Raw genomic sequence first — 16,260 nt, 5'->3', positions numbered from 1 at the left:
TTCTGTCATCCCGCTAGCGTATCAGCGGGGATTCGAGGAAACGACTCAAAGCAAAGAACCCGTGGGAAGGCATTTCATTCATGCAGTCCGTACACATCATGAGCGCCTATGACGAGGAGCTGAAATATCTGTCGAAGCGCATCGCCGCTATGGGCGGCCACGCCGAGCGCATGGTCGAGCAGGCGGTCGCCGCTCTGGTCAATGCCGATCCGGGACTGGCCCAGAAAGTCATTCGCGATGACGCCGTGCTCGATGATGGGCAGCGCGAGATCGACGACAAGGCGATCATCATCATCGCCAAGCGCCAGCCGATGGCGACGGACCTGCGCGAGATCGTCGGCGCCATCCGCATTTCCGCCGATCTCGAACGGGTCGGCGACCTCGGCAAGAACGTCGCCAAGCGCGTGGTCGCCGTCATCGACGGCCGCCAGCCAACCAGCTTGTTTCGCGGCCTGGAGGCCCTGGCAAACCTGGCGCTGACGCAGCTCAAGGAAGTGCTCGACGTCTATGCCTCGCGCTCGGTCGACAAGATCGGCTTCGTGCGCGATCGCGATGACCAGATCGATGCCATGTACACGTCGCTGTTTCGCGAATTGCTGACCTACATGATGGAGGATCCGCGCAACATCACGCCCTGCACGCATCTCCTGTTCTGCGCCAAAAACATCGAGCGCATCGGCGATCACGCCACCAACATCGCCGAAACCATCTATTACATCGTCACGGGCGACCAGATGCCGGCCGAGCGGCCGAAAGGCGACAAGACCGACAAGATAAGTCTTTCCGCGACGGTGACGGCGAAATGAACGCTCTTCCTCTCGAACGCTAGATCATATTGCGCTAAACTATCGCGGCGTTAAGCTTCTCAGGCCTTGATAAAGGTCCTGTCTTCAGGAGGCTGCGATGGAATATGTCCGAGAGTTCAAGCCCGCGGCGCCAACGTCAGGCATCATCGCCTCCAGTGTCTACACCGCCGGGCGGCGTATTGCCGATATTCCGATCGAGGAAGCCGGCGACTGGGCCAAGAAATCGGGACACGTCGTCTGGATCGGGCTGCTCGAACCGGACCGGGACCTTCTGCTGCGCGTCCAGGCACAGTTCCATCTGCACGAGCTGGCGATCGAGGATGCCGAGCATCCGCACCAGCGGCCCAAGCTCGAGCAATATGGTGACGCGCTGTTCATCGTCGCCCGCACCGCGCAGCTGATCGAAGGACGGGTGACCTTCGGCGAGACGCATCTGTTCGTTGGCTCGGGCTATATCGTCAGCGTCAGGCATGGCCCGTCGACTTCCTACGCCGCCGTTCGCCAGCATTGGGAAAGCTGCCCGCATTCACTGGCCAAGGGCGAGGATTTCGTCCTGTATGCCATTCTCGATTTCATCGTCGACAACTACATGCCCGTGCTCGAGCAGATCGAGGACGAGGTCGAGGCGATCGAGGACAAGGTCCTTTTGAAGCCGATGACCGGTCCCGACATCGAGCGGCTCTATATGCTGCGCCGCGATCTCCTGCGCCTGCGCAATGCAGCGCTGCCGCTGGTGGAAGTCTGCCGCCGGCTGACCAGCGCCGACCTGCCGCAAATCCATTCAGCCATGCACCCGCTGTTTCGCGACGTGACCGACCACATCCGCACCGTCCAGGAAAAGATCGACAGTTTGCGCGAGGTGCTGGCCTTCGCGTTCGAGGCAAGCCTGCTGGTCGGTCAGAGCCAGGAAACGGCGATCTCGAAGAAACTTGCCTCCTGGGCGGCCATCCTGGCGGTGCCAACGGCATTCGCCGGCATCTACGGCATGAACTTCACCGACATGCCGGAACTGAAGATGGAATATGGCTACCCGATGGTGCTGGCCACCATCGCGGCGATCTGCGCGTTTCTCTACTGGCGGTTTCGCAAGAATGGATGGCTGTGAGGTGAGTCAGTAGAAATTAGTAAGTAGTGAAACTCACTACTCACTACTCACTACTCCGCGCTCAGCGATTGCGTCTGCGCTCCGCCGCCGGCTGGAAGGCCACGCGGGCGTGGTATTTGCAATAGGGACCGGTTTCGGCGGCTTCGTTGCCGCAGAAGTTGAAGTCCTCCGACAGCGGATCGCCATTCGGCCATTTGCAGGTGCGCTCGGTCAGCTCGACGAGCTGCAAATGCCGTGAGATCGGTACCACCACATTCTCGACCGGGCGGATATAGTGTCGCGCCACCGGCTCGGCGTCGAATTGCGTCTGAAGGGCGGTCGCACCGATCGATGTCGTGACATGGCGAGTCGTGGTTGCGGCGCGCGCCACCGATTTCTGGACGGTCGAGCCCTGTGTCGCCTTCTTCTGGCGTGCCGGCGTCGCCGTTGCACGACCGCGGCCCGACAGCTTCAGCCGGTGCACCTTGCCGATGACGGCATTGCGGCTCACCCCTCCAAGCTGGGCGGCAATCTGGCTTGCGCTCAGACCCTCCGACCACAGTTTTCTGAGAAGTTCGACCCGCTCGTCAGTCCAGTTCATGAGACCGCGCTCCTGCTAAGCGTGCGGCAATCGGAATCCACTCCCGACCCAGCACCACTGCTGGGGCAGACACCACATATATCTGGTGATTAGGTCCGCCGCACGAAATCTAGTTATTTCTCGACTACAATTACCTTATGCGCTGACTCGGTGACAAGAGTCCCAAGTGCAACACGAATCGGTTTTTTCGGTTTTCCCCAACTTGCCCGGTCGCTTATGAGCCGGCGTCGCGTCGGAGGGCTTGCCGCGCGCACTACGCGACGTTTTCGTTGACTTCATGGCCGAAAAACACGATAAGCCGCACAAGGCCGCCGCTTTGGCGGCTTTTTTGATTTTCCGGTACCGGAGACGCATATAATGAGCGGTTCGGCGCTTTACGAGACCTTTGCGCGCGCACCCCTGGCTTTCGACCACGGGGAAGGCACTTGGCTGGTTACCGACAAGGGAGAGCGATATCTCGATTTCGCCGGCGGTATCGCGGTCAATTCGCTCGGCCACAGCCATCCGCATCTGGTCGCGGCGCTGACCGAGCAGGCGGGAAAACTCTGGCACGTCTCCAACCTCTATGAGATCCCGGGACAGAGCCGGCTTGGCGAGCGCCTGGCCGATGCCACCTTCGCCGACAAGGTGTTTTTCACCAACTCCGGCGCCGAGGCGCTGGAATGCGCGATCAAGACGGCGCGGCGCTACCACTTCGTCAAGGGTCATCCCGAGCGCTTCCGCGTCATCACCTTCGAAGGCGCCTTCCATGGCCGCACGCTGGCGACCATCGCGGCCGGTGGCCAGTACAAATACCTCGAAGGCTTCGGACCCAAGGTCGAAGGCTTCGACCAGGTCGGCTTCGACGACATCGATGCCGCCGAGAAGGCGATCACGCCGGAAACCGCGGCGATCCTCATCGAACCGGTGCAGGGCGAGGGCGGTATCCGCCCGGTGCCGACTCAATCGTTGAAACGGCTGCGCCAGCTCTGCGACCAGCACGGCCTGCTCTTGATCTTCGACGAGGTCCAGTGCGGCATCGGCCGCACCGGCAAGCTGTTCGCGCATGAATGGACGGGCGTGACGCCCGACATCATGGCGATCGCCAAGGGCATTGGCGGCGGCTTCCCGATGGGCGCGTGCCTGGCCACCGACGAGGCCGTGGTCGGCATGACGTCGGGCGTGCACGGCACCACATTCGGCGGAAATCCGCTGGCCATGGCTGTCGGCAATGCGGTTCTCGACGTGGTGCTCGAAGACGGCTTCCTCGAGGATGTCCAGCGCAAGGCATTGCTGCTGAAGCAAGGCCTGGCGGCGATCGCGGACGAGTTTCCCGATGTCATCGAAGGCATCAGGGGCACCGGCCTGATGCTTGGCCTCAAATGCGCCATGCCCAACACCAAGGTGAACATGGCGCTGCGCGACCAGCATTTGCTGGCGGTTCCGGCCGGTGACAACGTCATCCGCCTGCTGCCGCCGCTCACCGTCACCGACGCCGAGATCCACGAAGCGCTCAACCGCATCCGCGCTGGTGCCAAGGGCCTGGCGGACGCCATTGCCGTGGCCGCCGCGAAGTAATTCCGGAATATTGCTGATGTCAGTTCGCCATTTTACCGATCTTTCCACCGTTTCCGAGGGCGACCTGCGCTTCATGCTGGACGACGCGGTGGTGCGAAAGGCGCGCCTGAAGGCCGGCGAGCGGACCAAGCCGCTCGAAGGCAAGGTGCTGGCGATGATCTTCGACAAGCCGTCGACCCGCACACGCGTTTCCTTCGACGTAGGCATGCGCCAGCTTGGCGGCGAGACCATCATGCTGACCGGTACCGAAATGCAGCTCGGCCGCTCAGAAACCATCGCCGACACCGCCAAGGTGCTGTCGCGCTATGTCGACGCGATCATGATCCGCACCACCTCGCATGAGCGGTTGCTGGAACTGACCGAGAACGCAACCGTGCCGGTGATCAACGGGCTGACCGACGACACCCACCCCTGCCAGCTGATGGCCGACATCATGACCTTCGAGGAGCATCGCGGTCCGGTTGCCGGCAAGACCATCGCCTGGACCGGAGACGGCAACAATGTGCTGCATTCGCTGCTCGAAGCGTCTGCGCGGTTCCGCTTCAACCTCAACGTCGCCGTTCCCGAAGGCAGCGAGCCGGCGCAGAAGCATGTCGACTGGTCCAAGGCGCATGGCGGCAAGCTGCATTTCACCCGCTCGCCCGAGGAAGCCGTCGACCAGGCCGATTGCGTCGTCACCGACTGCTGGGTGTCGATGGGCCAGGAGCATCGCGCCCGCGGCCACAACGTCTTCTCTCCTTATCAGGTCAATGCCAAGCTGATGGCGCATGCCAAGCAGGACGCGCTGTTCATGCACTGCCTGCCGGCGCATCGCGGCGAGGAAGTGACCGACGAGGTCATCGATGGACCCCATTCGGTGGTCTTCGACGAGGCCGAGAACCGGCTCCACGCCCAGAAGGCGGTGCTCGCCTGGTGTCTTGGTGCTTGAGATGAAGTGTCTGGGCGCTTGATCTGCGGGGGCGCGATGCCTATCTGCGCCGCATCACGCAAATCAAGCGCGTTTGGACGCATGCACCCCAGGGGGCGGCATGGCCGCGCCCTGGAGCTTTGTCATGTTGGAAACGCATCAAGTGACTGAACATCACCCCAAACTCGGCGAGTTCGGCTATGCCGGCGACGACCATGTCGTGCCTTTCGAGGTCGGTCCGCTCGACGTGCGCGGTCGCACGGTCCAGCTCGGGCCGATGCTCGACGCCATCCTCAGCCGCCACGACTATCCCGAGCCGGTCGCCCGCCTGCTGGCGGAAGCCTGCGTGCTGACGGTGCTGCTCGGCACCTCGCTCAAATTCGAGGGCAAGTTCATCCTGCAGACCCGTACCGACGGGCCGGTCGACATGCTGGTGGCGGATTTCACGACGCCTTCGGCGCTGCGCGCCTATGCGCGCTTCGATGCCGATAGGCTCGAGGCCCTCGTCGCGGCGGGCGAGACGTCCCAGCAGACGCTGCTCGGCAGCGGCGTGCTGGCGCTGACCATCGACCAGGGTGCCCACACGCAGCGTTATCAGGGCATCGTGCAACTCGACGGCGAGACGCTGGAGGACGCGGCGCGCACCTACTTCCGCCAGTCGGAGCAGATTCCGACGGATATCAGGCTCTCTGTCGCCAAGCTTTTGACGCCGGGCCCTGGTGGCGCGCGCGAACAGTGGCGTGCCGGTGGCATCCTGGCGCAGTTCCTGCCGCAGTCCCCCGAGCGCATGCGCGTTCCGGACCTGCCCGGCGGCGATGGCGATCCGCGTGACGAGATCCACGATCCGGCCGACAATTCCTGGCAGGAATTGCTGGCGCTGCTCGGTACCATCGAACCGACAGAGCTGATCGATCCGACGATCGGCGCCGAGCGGCTGCTCTATCGCCTATTCCATGAGCATGGCGTGCGCGTCTTCGGCGGCGTCCCCGTCGCCGACCAGTGCTCGTGCTCGCGCGACAAGATCCGCGGCATCCTCGAGGGCTTCTCCGCGCAGGAGATCAAGGACTCGACCGAGGACGGCGGCATCCACGTCGCCTGCGAATTCTGCTCGAAGCAATATGACTTCGACCCGGCGGAATTCGCGGCGCAGTAAAGGGAGCTTCCTTCTTCCCGTCACTATCGGGGAGAAGGTGCCGGCAGGCGGATGAGGGGCAGCGCTAACTTTGGCAAGTGGCCGCGCGTAGACCCGTCACGTGCGTGAAAGATAATCTCATCAGTTCGGCGCCGCCCCTCATTGCGTGCCGGGCATTTCTCCCCGTGTAGTGACGGGGAGAAAGACGCTCAATTCACCGTCCGTCTCGTTCCCGGCAGATCCAGCGAAAAGGCCGGGATGGCGATGTCGAATGTCTCGCCGCGCTTGTTGCGCATCGTATAGCGCCCGACCATGATCCCTGACGGCGTCGAGAGCGGGCAGCCCGACGTGTATTGATAGCTGTCGCCGGGATTGAGTTCGGGCTGGTCGCCGACAACGCCGGGGCCTCGCACTTCCTCGACCCGGCCGGCGCCGTCGGTGATGTGCCAATAGCGCGACAGAAGCTGCACGAATTCGTCCGACTGATTGTCGATCGTTATCTGGTAACCCCAGACATAGCGGTTCTCGGAAGGATCCGAACGGTCCTCGAGATAGAACGGCCTGACCTGCACTTCGATGTTGCGCGTGACTGCGCGGTACATAAGCGGCTCCAAAACGATATCGAGCATGATCCCGAAAAGTGGACCGGTTTTCCCGGCCAAACGGTTTCCGCCTGTCCAAAGATCATGCTCAAACAAACAAAACTTTCGGCCCTCCAGGCGAGGAGGTCAACGTGCGCGTCTTGTCGCGCTCGTCCTCGAAAGGCAGGTGCCGGCAAAGAATGTCATTTAAGTGACACATGACAATGGTGGTGTGCGCGAACCGAGCGACTCGGCGCTCTGTCGAACTGTTGAAAGCGGCCACACCGCGGCCCGTCTCTTCTGGAGCGCCCAGATCTCGATGGAACTCACTATCATAGCCGCCTCGCTTTCGACTGCTCTTATCCTTTCAAACGCTGCCAGCATCGCGCTGGCGGCCTCACAGCTGAAACGGCGCACTACGATCTCGCCGCCAGCCGGCAAATCGCAGCCGGTGTCGATTGTCGTGCCGTCGCGTGGCGTCGAGCCGTTCACGCACGAGACGCTGGAGCGCGCCTTCTCGCTCGACTGGCCGCGCTACGAGTTGATCTTCTGCGTTGCCCATGCCGATGATCCGGTGGTCGGGTTGATCAGACAAGCCATTGCCCGTTTCCCCAAGCTGCCGGCCCGGCTGTTGATCGGTGACGATCGCGTCAGCGCCAATCCCAAGCTCAACAATTGCGTCAAGGGTTGGGAAGCCGCGCGGCACAAATGGGTCATCCTGGCTGATTCCAACGTGCTGATGCCCGGGGATTACATCCAGCATCTGATGGCGGCGTGGCGGCCAAACACGGGCCTTGTCTGCTCGACGCCGATCGGCTCGCGGCCGGATGGCTTCTGGGCCGAGGTCGAATGCGCCTTCCTCAACACCCTGCAGGCCCGCTGGCAGTATGCCGGTGAGGCGCTCGGCCTTGGCTTTGCCCAGGGCAAGAGCATGCTTTGGAACAAGCCGATGCTGGATGCCAATGGCGGCATCCGCGCGCTGGCCGCCGAAATCGCCGAGGACGCCGCCGCGACCAAGCTGGTCAATGGGCTCGGCCTGCGCGTCAATCTCGTCGCCTCGCCCTTCGAACAGCCGCTTGGCCGGCGCACGCTTGGCGAGATCTGGTCGCGCCAGGCCCGCTGGGCGCGCCTGCGCCGCGTCACCTTTCCGCTGTTCTTCGCACCTGAAATCCTGACCGGCGCGGTGGTGCCGCTGGTGCTTGCGCTGGTTGCGGCGGCAAGCGCCGGCTTCAGCCTGCCGCTGACGGCCGTCGCCGTGCTGGCGGCCTTCTACTTCCCGGAATGTGCACTGGCCTGGTCCAAGGGCTGGTACCTGTCGCCGCGCATGGTCGCGGCGATCGTGGTGCGTGACCTGATCCTGCCGGCGATGTGGGCACGCGGCTGGCTCGGCGGCGCCGTCGACTGGCGCGGCAATGCGATGACCATCGGCACCAAGGCCGCCGAACTTGAAGAGGCGCCGTCGCGAGCCTGAATCCGCCGCAGGCGACGCTGCCTGGACGGCCTGCTATTTGGCGGCTTTCAACGCCTGTGCGATGTCTTCCAGAAGGTCGTCGGTGTCTTCCAGGCCAGCAGACAATCTCAGCGTACCAGGCCCGATGCCGAGTTCGGCGCGGGCCTCGTCGCTTAAATTCTTGTGCGTCGTCGTCGCCGGATGGGTGATCAGGCTCTTGGCGTCGCCAAGGTTGTTCGAGATCAGCACGATGTCGAGTGCATTCTGCAGGGCGAAGGCTGCCTGCTTGCCGCCCTTGACATCGAGGCAGATCAGCGTCGAGCCGCCCGACATCTGCTTCTTGACGATATCGGCCTGCGGGTGGTCGGCGCGGCCGGGATAGATGACACGAGCAATCTGCGGCTGTTCGGCGAGAAAATCGGCGATCCTGCCGGCGCTCTCCGTCTGCTGGCGCACGCGCAGCGGCAGCGTCTCCAGGCCCTTCAGCAACGTCCAGGCATTGAAGGGCGACAGGCTGGGGCCGGTGTGGCGGAAATAGTCGTGCAGGTTCTCGTCGATCCACTTCTTGTCCGACAGGATCACGCCGCCGAGGCAGCGGCCCTGGCCGTCGATGTGCTTGGTCGCCGAATAGACGACGATATGCGCGCCAAGCTGCAACGGCTTCTGCTGCAAAGGCGTGGCGAAGACATTGTCGACGACAAGCCGCGCGCCGATTGAATTGGCAAGCGCGGCGACGGCTGATATGTCGACCACTTCCAGTGTCGGATTGGTCGGGCTTTCCAGGAAGAACAGCTTGGTGTTGGGCCTGACCGCCTTTTCCCAATTGGCGATGTCGGTGCCGTCGACCAGCGTGGCCTCGATGCCGTAGCGCGGCGCCAGCGTCTCGACCACCCAGCGGCAGGAGCCGAACAGCGCGCGCGCCGCCACGATATGGTCACCGGCCTTGACGCTGCACAGAAGGGCCGCCGTCACCGCGGCCATGCCCGACGCCGTGGCGCGCGCATCCTCCGCGCCTTCGAGCGCGCACATGCGCTTTTCGAACATGTCGACGGTCGGATTGGCGTAGCGCGAATAGATGAAACCTGGTTCCTCGCCCTTGAACCGGGCTTCGGCCGCCTGCGCCGTTTTGTAGACATAGCCCTGCGTCAGATACATCGCCTCGGAGGTTTCGCCGAAGCCGGAACGCAGGGTTCCGCCATGCACGAGGGCTGTCTGAGGCTTCCAGTTGCGCTTCTTGGTGCTCATCGCTTTTGTTCCAGACACAAAAAAACCGGCCGCGAAAGTCGCAACCGGTCCATACGGCCTTGCGGCCCGACGGTCCTTTAGCGACTTGTTTAACGTGGCTGCAAGCCGACCGGCCAAATCACCACGGGATAACGACCCTTTAGACCCGTCCCACGCTTGCGTCAATTGCCGGCTTCATTAAGAGGTTTGTACCAAGCGGGTTCGACAAAGCCTGCCCTCTAGGAGCGAAGCCTTGCGAGAGACGGGCATTCTTCCCGATCAGGACATTTCGGCGCTGTTCCAGTCCGGCGCGCTGAAGTCGCCGCGTGCCCTCGATGCCGACCAGATCCAGCCGGCCAGTCTCGATCTGAGACTCGGCGACAGGGCATGGCGGGTGCGGGCCTCCTTCCTGCCCGGCCCCAATCACAAGGTTTCGGAGAAGCTCGACCGGCTGAAGCTGCACGAGATCAATCTTGCCGACGGCGCGGTGCTGGAAACCGGCTGCGTCTACATCGTGCCTCTGCTTGAAAGCCTGGCATTGCCGGCGGAGATTTCCGCCTCGGCCAATCCGAAGAGCTCGACCGGGCGGCTCGACATCTTCACCCGTGTCATGACCGACCGAGGCCACGAGTTCGACAAGATCGCCGCCGGCTACAATGGTCCGCTCTATCTGGAGGTCAGCCCACGCACCTTCCCGATCGTGGTGCGCACCGGCTCACGCCTGTCGCAGATCCGCTTCCGCACCGGCAATGCGCTGCTCTCGGAGGCCGAGCTGCACGAACTCCACCGCGCGCAAATGCTGGTCGCCACCGAGCCGCCTAACATTTCCGGCGGCGGCATCGCGCTGTCGATCGATCTCAATGGCGACAGTGACGGGCTGGTCGGCTACCGCGGCAAGCATCACACCGGTCTCGTCGACGTCGACAAGCGCGCGGCGCAGGATGTCGTCGATTTCTGGGAGCCGATCCACAAGAGCGGCGCGGGCGAACTGGTGCTCGACCCCGACGAATTCTACATCCTCGTCAGCCAGGAAGCGGTCCACGTGCCGCCGCTCTATGCCGCCGAGATGACGCCGTTCGACCCTCTGGTCGGCGAATTCCGCGTCCACTATGCCGGCTTCTTCGACCCGGGCTTCGGCCATTCGGCAGCCGGCGGCACCGGCAGCCGGGCCGTGCTGGAGGTGCGCAGCCATGAAGTGCCGTTCATCCTCGACCATGGCCAGATCGTCGGCCGGCTGGTCTACGAGCACATGCTGAAGCGCCCGCAGGCGCTCTACGGCACCGATCTGGGCTCCAACTACCAGGCGCAAGGCCTGAAGCTGTCCAAGCACTTTCGCGCCGCGCGGTGACACTGCCAATCTCCCCCACGAGGGGGGAGATCACCACTCACAGCGCCTTTACAACCACCTTCACCGGCTTTTCGATCTCCAGCGGATTGCGCAGCGGCAGGCCGAAATCCCCCGCCTCGATCTCGAACACATCGCCGGCCTCGGTCTTGACCCCGTCGGCGAAGGACAGTGTCGCGGTACCGAACATATGCACATGCACGTCGCCCGGCTGGCGGAACGCCGAATATTTGAAATGGTGATGTTCGAGATTGGCGATGGTGTGCGACATGTTCGCTTCGCCCGACAGGAACGGTTTTTCCCACAGCATCTTGCCGTCGCGTACGATGCGCGATGTGCCGCGGATGTCGGAAGGCAGGTCGCCGATCAGGATCTCCGGCCCGAACGAGGCATTGCGCAGCTTGGAATGGGCGAGGAAGAGATAGTTGACGCGCTCGGTCACGTGGTCGGAAAATTCGTTCGACAGCGTGAAGCCGACACGGAAGGGCGCGCCGTCGTCGCCGATGACGTAGATGCCGGCGACCTCGGGTTCCTCGCCGGCGTCCTTGGCGAAGGCCGGTGACAGGAGTGCCGCACCTGGGGCCACGGCCATGGTGCCGTTGCCCTTGTAGAACCATTCCGGCTGCACGCCGACCTGGCCTTTGGCGGGCTTGCCGCCCTCCAGGCCCATGCGGAACATCTTCATGGAATCGGTGAGCTGCTCCTCGCCATCGGTGCTCAGCTTCTTGTGCATGGAATCGCGCGTCGCCGCCGAGCCGAGATGCGTCAAGCCCGTGCCGGTGAGATGCAGGTGAGCCGGATCGGGATGGTTGATCGGCGACAACAGCCGCCCCTTCTTGTAGGCGGCGTCGAGATCGATCGTCTCGCCAAGCCCCTTGCGCTCGATCAGGGTGGCAAGGCCGACGCCTGTGCGGGCAGCTTCCATCGCCAGCGAATAGACGCTGCGGGCGCCGTTGATTATCCGGGTCTTGCCGCCGCTGCGGGCCACGACACGAATGGTCTCGGCGTCGTCGAGAATCTGCGAGATCAGCATGATCAATCCTCTCTTATTTGCCTTGGTCCGGTTGCCTTTTGACAAACCTTGACCTGCGCGGCTCGGACCTCGCCGCGCCACGGGTGAAATTTTTCGTCCGGATTGCGCTCGCGGGCTTGATCCCCTGGGGGACTTCTTGATGCCGACTATTTGCCGGCGCCATCGCGATCTAGACCCGTATGCCTTCCTTGTTGCCTCGCGGGAGCGGTTCAGCTTTGAGGAACCGAGCCGCTCCCGGTATTTTGTTTCTGTGCAATTCCTGTGGGAAAACCGTGATGCGCTTTTCCTGGAATTGCTCCTGTCAGGCCTTGTTCTTGTTGTAGACGTCAAAGATCACGGCGCCGAGCAGCACCAGGCCCTTGACCACCTGCTGCCAGTCGACGTTGACGCCCATGATCGACATGCCGTTGTTCATCACGCCCATGATGAAGCCGCCGACCACCGCGCCGATGACCTGGCCGACGCCGCCCATCGCCGAGGCGCCGCCGATGAAGACTGCGGCGATGACATCGAGCTCTGAGCCCAGACCCGCCGCCGGCACGGCCTGGCCGAGGCGGGCCGCGATGATCAGGCCGCCGAGCGCCGACAGCACGCCCATGTTGATAAACACGTAGAGCGTCAGCCGCTCGGTGTTGATGCCCGACAGCTGCGCCGCCTTGGCGTTGCCGCCCATTGCGTAGATGCGGCGGCCGATGGTCATACGCTTGGTGACGAAGACGAACAGCGAGATCAGCACGCCCATGACGAGGAGCACCACCGGCAGCCCCCTGTAGCTGGCGAACTCATAGACCAGGAACAGCGCCAGCGCGCTGGCGACCAGCGTCTTGACGACGAACAGGGGGAAGGGTTCGGCTTCATAGCCATGGCGCTCGCGCTTGCGCCGGGTGCGCAGCCCGAAATAGGCATAGGCCAGCACGGCGATCACGCCCAGCACGACCGTCGTCATATGCAGCGTCAGGCCGCTGCCCATGATTGTCTTGCCGGCGGCGTTCACCGTCGGCGGGATCAGCGTCAGCGGGCCGATCACGTCCGGGATGAAGCCGGAGCTCAGTGCCTTGAAGCCGTCCGGAAGGGGGCCCACCGAGGATCCGCCGCCCAGCAGCGCCTGGCAGATGCCGCGGAAGATCAGCATGCCAGCCAGCGTCACGATGAAGCTTGGTATCCGGTGATAGGCGATCCAGTAGCCTTGCGCCGCGCCGATAAGGCCGCCCACGATCAGGCAGACGATCGAAACCACCAGCGGATTGCTGAGCGGTCCGAGCTGCCAGATCACCATCATGTTTGCCGCCAGCGCGCCGATGAAGCCCGCGACCGATCCGACACTGAGGTCGATATAGCCGGAAACGATCACCAGCAGCATGCCCAGCGCCATCACGATGATGAAGGAGTTCTGTTGCACCAGATTGCTGAGGTTCACCGGCTTGAACAGCGTTCCCGACGTGGTGAACTGGAAGAACAGCATGATGACAATCAGCGCGATGATCAGACCGTATTCGCGCAGGTTCGCCGTCAGCGCCGAGACGGCGATGCGTGGACGCTGTTCGTCAGTGACGTTGCCTTGCGGGGCGGGGGCGCTTTCGGTGCTCATGCTGCTTTTCCTTCTCCCCGAACGATGGCGCGCATTATTTTTTCCTGGCTTGCGTCCGCCGCGGGCATTTCGCCCACGATGCGACCTTCGTTCATGACGTAGATGCGGTCGGTGATGCCAAGCAATTCCGGCATCTCCGACGAGATGACCACGATCGCCTTACCTTCCGAGGCAAGGCGCGCGATGATCGTGTAGATTTCGTACTTGGCGCCGACATCGATGCCGCGTGTCGGCTCGTCGAGGATCAGCACGTCCGGGTCGGCGAACAGCCACTTCGACAGCACCACCTTCTGCTGGTTGCCGCCCGAAAGATTGCCGGTCATCTGATAGACGCTCGATGCACGGATGTTCGTTTTCTTGCGATAGTCGTTGGCGATGGCGAGCTCGCGCAGATCATCGATGACGTTGTGGCGCGACACGCCGCCGAGATTGGCGAGTGTTATGTTGTGCTTGATATGGTCGATGAGGTTGAGACCGTAGGTCTTGCGGTCCTCGGTGACGTAGGCGATGCCGTGTTCGACCGCCCTGCTCACCGACGAGACATCGATCTGCTTGCCCTTGAGCAGCACCTCGCCGGTGATGCGGCGGCCATAGGAGCGGCCAAACAGGCTCATGGCGAATTCGGTGCGGCCAGCGCCCATCAGCCCGGCAATGCCGACCACCTCGCCCTTGCGCACGTTGATGTCGATGCCCTTGATCACCTGCCGTTCGGCATGGAGCGGGTGATAGACCGACCAGTTCTTCACTTCGAACACGACCTCGCCGATCTTGGGTTCGCGCGGCGGATAGCGGTCGTCGAGCGAACGGCCGACCATCGAGGTGATGATGCGGTCTTCCGAAATGTCTTTCTTGGCCAGCGTCTCGATGGTGCGCCCGTCACGGATGACGGTGACCTTGTCGGCGACCCGGTTGATCTCGTTGAGTTTGTGCGAGATCAGGATGGAGGTCATGCCTTGCCGCTTGAATTCGAGCAAAAGGTCGAGCAGTGCCTGGCTGTCCTTTTCGCTGAGCGACGCCGTCGGCTCGTCGAGGATCAGCAGCTTGACATCCTTGCTCAGCGCCTTGGCGATCTCGACCAGCTGCTGCTTGCCGACGCCGATATTGGTAATCAGCGTCTTGGGGTCCTCCTTGAGGCCCACCTTCTTCAACAGGGCGCTGGTGCGCTTCTCGTTGGCATCCCAGTCGATCACACCGTATCTGGCGTGTTCGTTGCCGAGGAAGATGTTTTCGGCAATCGACAGCATCGGTACCAGCGCGAGTTCCTGGTGGATGATGACGATGCCCTTGTGTTCGCTGTCATGGATGCCTTTGAACTGGCATTCCTGACCTTGAAAGATGATCTGACCGTCGTAGGTCCCCGCGGGATAGACGCCCGACAGCACCTTCATCAGCGTCGACTTGCCGGCGCCGTTCTCGCCGACCACGGCGTGAATCTCGCCTTCCTCGACACGCAGGTTGACGTTCGACAGCGCCTTCACGCCGGGGAACGTCTTGGTGATGTCGCGCATCTCCAAAATCGTCGAGGTCATTGGCGCAAGCTCCTCCGAGGCCGGCAGAAACAATACCGGGGTCGCTTGTGAACGAAAAGGGGCCCTGCGTTGCGCAGGACCCCTGACTTTACAACCGAAATTACTTCAGGTCTTCGGCCTTGATGTAGCCCGAGTCGACGACCAGCTTCTGGTAGTTCGACTTGTCGACCTCATGCGGCGTCAGCAGGATCGAGGGGACGACCTTGACGTCGTTGTTGTAGGTCTTGGTGTCGAGGCCGTCAGGCTTGCCGCCCGAGAGCACCTTGTCGACGAGTTCGACGGTGGCCTTGGCCAGGTCGCGGGTGTCCTTGAACACGGTCGAGTACTGTTCGCCCGTGATGATCAGCTTGACCGAGGCGGTCTCGGCGTCCTGACCGGTCACGATCGGCCAGGGCTGTGCTTCCGTGCCGTAACCAACGGCGCGCAGCGAGGCGGTGATGCCGCGCGACAGGCCGTCATAGGGCGACAGGACGCCATCGACGCGGCTGCCGTCCGAATAGTTGGCCGACAGGAGGTTATCCATGCGTGCCTGGGCGGTTGCCGCCAGCCAGCGCAGCGTGCCGACCTTGTCCATGCCGGTCTGGCCGGACTTGATCTTGATCGAGCCGTCGTCGATCAACGGCTGCAGGACGGAAATCGCGCCGTTGTAGAAGAAGAAGGCGTTGTTGTCGTCGGGCGAGCCGCCGAACAGTTCGACATTCCAGGGCTTGGTGTTGGGGAAGCGCTCCTTGAGGCCCTTGACCAGCGAATTCGCCTGGATCACGCCAACGCCGAAATTGTCGAAGGTGGTGTAATAGTCGACATTGGCGGTCTTCTTGATCAGGCGGTCATAGGCGACGACGACGACGCCGGCGTCAGCGGCCTTCTGCAGCGCATCCGACAGGGTGGTGCCGTCGATCGAGGCGATGATCAGCGCCTTCGGGCCCTTGGTGATTTCGTTTTCCAGCTGGCTGAGCTGGTTGGGGATGTCGTCCTGCGCATACTGCAGGTCAACGGTGTAGCCGAGAGCCTCGAGCTGGGACTTCACGGCATCGCCGTCATTGATCCAGCGCTGCGAGGTCTTGGTCGGCATCAGCACGCCGACAAGACCCTTGTCGGCTGCGTGCGCCGAGTAGGTCATGGCAGCGATGCCAAGCGCCGCGACTGCGGCCAGTGTCTTGATGATTTTCACTTAACTCTCCCTGGTTGATGGACGCGGCACCCCGGGGGTCGCGGGCCGCGCAATCGTGCAGAAGCGCCAAGGCACTGCTGCCGTCATATCGATCTCCGGTATCCTCCCATGGCCCCGAGGCACTGATTTCAATCGATACGATTTTTATCGTCGGCGACTGTTGCGTCTCGGAACGCGCTGACGTTGCCGCCCTTTTGCCATAACTGTCAAATGCGATCTTTGATGATTGCTATACCGCAAGTGGTATATGTT

The 16,260-nt window shown here is 62.7% G+C and carries 14 protein-coding genes and 1 riboswitch; of the genes, 7 read left to right on the top strand and 7 right to left on the bottom strand.

The window, feature by feature from the left end; translation table 11 throughout:
* Positions 1-80: 80 nt before the first annotated feature.
* On the top strand, positions 81-806 hold the full coding sequence (gene phoU, locus FJ977_RS28235; protein ID WP_140775443.1) for a phosphate signaling complex protein PhoU: 726 nt from the start codon (positions 81-83) through the stop codon (positions 804-806).
* Between the two features lie 97 nt (positions 807-903).
* Positions 904-1,911, top strand: a complete 1,008-nt coding sequence (locus FJ977_RS28230) for a magnesium and cobalt transport protein CorA (RefSeq protein WP_140775442.1) — start codon at positions 904-906, stop codon at positions 1,909-1,911.
* A 61-nt stretch (positions 1,912-1,972) separates the two neighbouring features.
* Here the strand turns inward: FJ977_RS28230 and FJ977_RS28225 are convergent, their stop codons facing one another.
* The gene (locus FJ977_RS28225) at positions 1,973-2,491 is read right to left on the bottom strand and encodes a GcrA family cell cycle regulator (protein ID WP_140775441.1); all 519 of its coding nucleotides are present in this window, start codon (positions 2,489-2,491) and stop codon (positions 1,973-1,975) included.
* A 357-nt stretch (positions 2,492-2,848) separates the two neighbouring features.
* On the opposite strand from FJ977_RS28225, the gene FJ977_RS28220 reads away from it, so the two are divergent.
* The 3 genes from FJ977_RS28220 to FJ977_RS28210 all read left to right on the top strand — a co-directional run bounded on the left by FJ977_RS28220 (position 2,849) and on the right by FJ977_RS28210 (position 6,108).
* Positions 2,849-4,048 carry an aspartate aminotransferase family protein gene (locus tag FJ977_RS28220; RefSeq protein WP_140775440.1) on the top strand — a complete coding sequence of 400 codons (1,200 nt, stop codon included), beginning with the start codon at positions 2,849-2,851 and terminating at the stop codon, positions 4,046-4,048.
* 16 nt (positions 4,049-4,064) lie between these two features.
* Positions 4,065-4,976, top strand: coding sequence for an ornithine carbamoyltransferase (gene argF / locus FJ977_RS28215; RefSeq protein WP_140775439.1), 912 nt, complete (start codon positions 4,065-4,067; stop codon positions 4,974-4,976).
* Positions 4,977-5,076: 100 nt separating this feature from the next.
* Positions 5,077-6,108: an Hsp33 family molecular chaperone gene (locus FJ977_RS28210; RefSeq protein WP_140775438.1), complete on the top strand. Its 1,032-nt coding sequence runs from the start codon at positions 5,077-5,079 to the stop codon at positions 6,106-6,108.
* Between the two features lie 188 nt (positions 6,109-6,296).
* Here the strand turns inward: FJ977_RS28210 and apaG are convergent, their stop codons facing one another.
* On the bottom strand, positions 6,297-6,689 hold the full coding sequence (gene apaG / locus FJ977_RS28205) for a Co2+/Mg2+ efflux protein ApaG (RefSeq protein WP_027146773.1): 393 nt from the start codon (positions 6,687-6,689) through the stop codon (positions 6,297-6,299).
* Positions 6,690-6,987: 298 nt separating this feature from the next.
* Between apaG and FJ977_RS28200 the strand changes: the two genes are divergently transcribed.
* Positions 6,988-8,139 carry a ceramide glucosyltransferase gene (locus tag FJ977_RS28200; protein WP_140775437.1) on the top strand — a complete coding sequence of 384 codons (1,152 nt, stop codon included), beginning with the start codon at positions 6,988-6,990 and terminating at the stop codon, positions 8,137-8,139.
* A gap of 33 nt (positions 8,140-8,172) precedes the next feature.
* On the opposite strand, the gene FJ977_RS28195 is transcribed toward FJ977_RS28200, so the two are convergent.
* Positions 8,173-9,363, bottom strand: a complete 1,191-nt coding sequence (locus FJ977_RS28195) for an O-succinylhomoserine sulfhydrylase (protein WP_140775436.1) — start codon at positions 9,361-9,363, stop codon at positions 8,173-8,175.
* A gap of 57 nt (positions 9,364-9,420) precedes the next feature.
* Positions 9,421-9,498, bottom strand: a riboswitch (SAM riboswitch).
* 97 nt (positions 9,499-9,595) lie between these two features.
* On the opposite strand from FJ977_RS28195, the gene FJ977_RS28190 reads away from it, so the two are divergent.
* Positions 9,596-10,690: a 2'-deoxycytidine 5'-triphosphate deaminase gene (locus FJ977_RS28190; RefSeq protein ID WP_140775435.1), complete on the top strand. Its 1,095-nt coding sequence runs from the start codon at positions 9,596-9,598 to the stop codon at positions 10,688-10,690.
* 37 nt (positions 10,691-10,727) lie between these two features.
* Here FJ977_RS28190 and araD1 read toward each other — a convergent pair whose 3' ends face one another.
* From araD1 to chvE, 4 genes are all read right to left on the bottom strand, one after another.
* Positions 10,728-11,720 (bottom strand): AraD1 family protein, encoded by a 993-nt coding sequence (gene araD1, locus FJ977_RS28185; RefSeq protein ID WP_140775434.1) that lies wholly within the window; start codon positions 11,718-11,720, stop codon positions 10,728-10,730.
* A 301-nt stretch (positions 11,721-12,021) separates the two neighbouring features.
* Complete coding sequence (gene mmsB, locus FJ977_RS28180) at positions 12,022-13,308, bottom strand: multiple monosaccharide ABC transporter permease (protein WP_140775433.1); 1,287 nt, start codon at positions 13,306-13,308, stop codon at positions 12,022-12,024.
* On the bottom strand, positions 13,305-14,837 hold the full coding sequence (mmsA, locus tag FJ977_RS28175; RefSeq protein WP_140775432.1) for a multiple monosaccharide ABC transporter ATP-binding protein: 1,533 nt from the start codon (positions 14,835-14,837) through the stop codon (positions 13,305-13,307). The genes mmsB and mmsA overlap by 4 nt, the downstream gene beginning before the upstream one ends.
* Before the next feature lie 100 nt (positions 14,838-14,937).
* Positions 14,938-16,008, bottom strand: a complete 1,071-nt coding sequence (chvE, locus tag FJ977_RS28170; protein ID WP_140775431.1) for a multiple monosaccharide ABC transporter substrate-binding protein — start codon at positions 16,006-16,008, stop codon at positions 14,938-14,940.
* Positions 16,009-16,260 lie beyond the last annotated feature (252 nt).

Source organism: Mesorhizobium sp. B2-1-3A, from assembly GCF_006442655.1.
GTDB lineage: Bacteria > Pseudomonadota > Alphaproteobacteria > Rhizobiales > Rhizobiaceae > Mesorhizobium.
Note: the sequence above shows the minus strand (reverse complement) of the source record. Positions and strands in the feature narration are given on the sequence as shown.

Coding starts and splice junctions, on each gene's coding strand:
- FJ977_RS28225 (WP_140775441.1), bottom strand. CDS start 2,491: ATGAACTGGACTGACGAGCGGGTCGAACTTCTCAGAAAACTGTGGTCG.
- argF (WP_140775439.1), top strand. CDS start 4,065: ATGTCAGTTCGCCATTTTACCGATCTTTCCACCGTTTCCGAGGGCGAC.
- FJ977_RS28200 (WP_140775437.1), top strand. CDS start 6,988: ATGGAACTCACTATCATAGCCGCCTCGCTTTCGACTGCTCTTATCCTT.
- araD1 (WP_140775434.1), bottom strand. CDS start 11,720: ATGCTGATCTCGCAGATTCTCGACGACGCCGAGACCATTCGTGTCGTG.
- mmsB (WP_140775433.1), bottom strand. CDS start 13,308: ATGAGCACCGAAAGCGCCCCCGCCCCGCAAGGCAACGTCACTGACGAA.
- FJ977_RS28210 (WP_140775438.1), top strand. CDS start 5,077: ATGGCCGCGCCCTGGAGCTTTGTCATGTTGGAAACGCATCAAGTGACT.
- apaG (WP_027146773.1), bottom strand. CDS start 6,689: ATGTACCGCGCAGTCACGCGCAACATCGAAGTGCAGGTCAGGCCGTTC.
- FJ977_RS28195 (WP_140775436.1), bottom strand. CDS start 9,363: ATGAGCACCAAGAAGCGCAACTGGAAGCCTCAGACAGCCCTCGTGCAT.
- phoU (WP_140775443.1), top strand. CDS start 81: ATGCAGTCCGTACACATCATGAGCGCCTATGACGAGGAGCTGAAATAT.
- mmsA (WP_140775432.1), bottom strand. CDS start 14,837: ATGACCTCGACGATTTTGGAGATGCGCGACATCACCAAGACGTTCCCC.
- FJ977_RS28230 (WP_140775442.1), top strand. CDS start 904: ATGGAATATGTCCGAGAGTTCAAGCCCGCGGCGCCAACGTCAGGCATC.
- FJ977_RS28220 (WP_140775440.1), top strand. CDS start 2,849: ATGAGCGGTTCGGCGCTTTACGAGACCTTTGCGCGCGCACCCCTGGCT.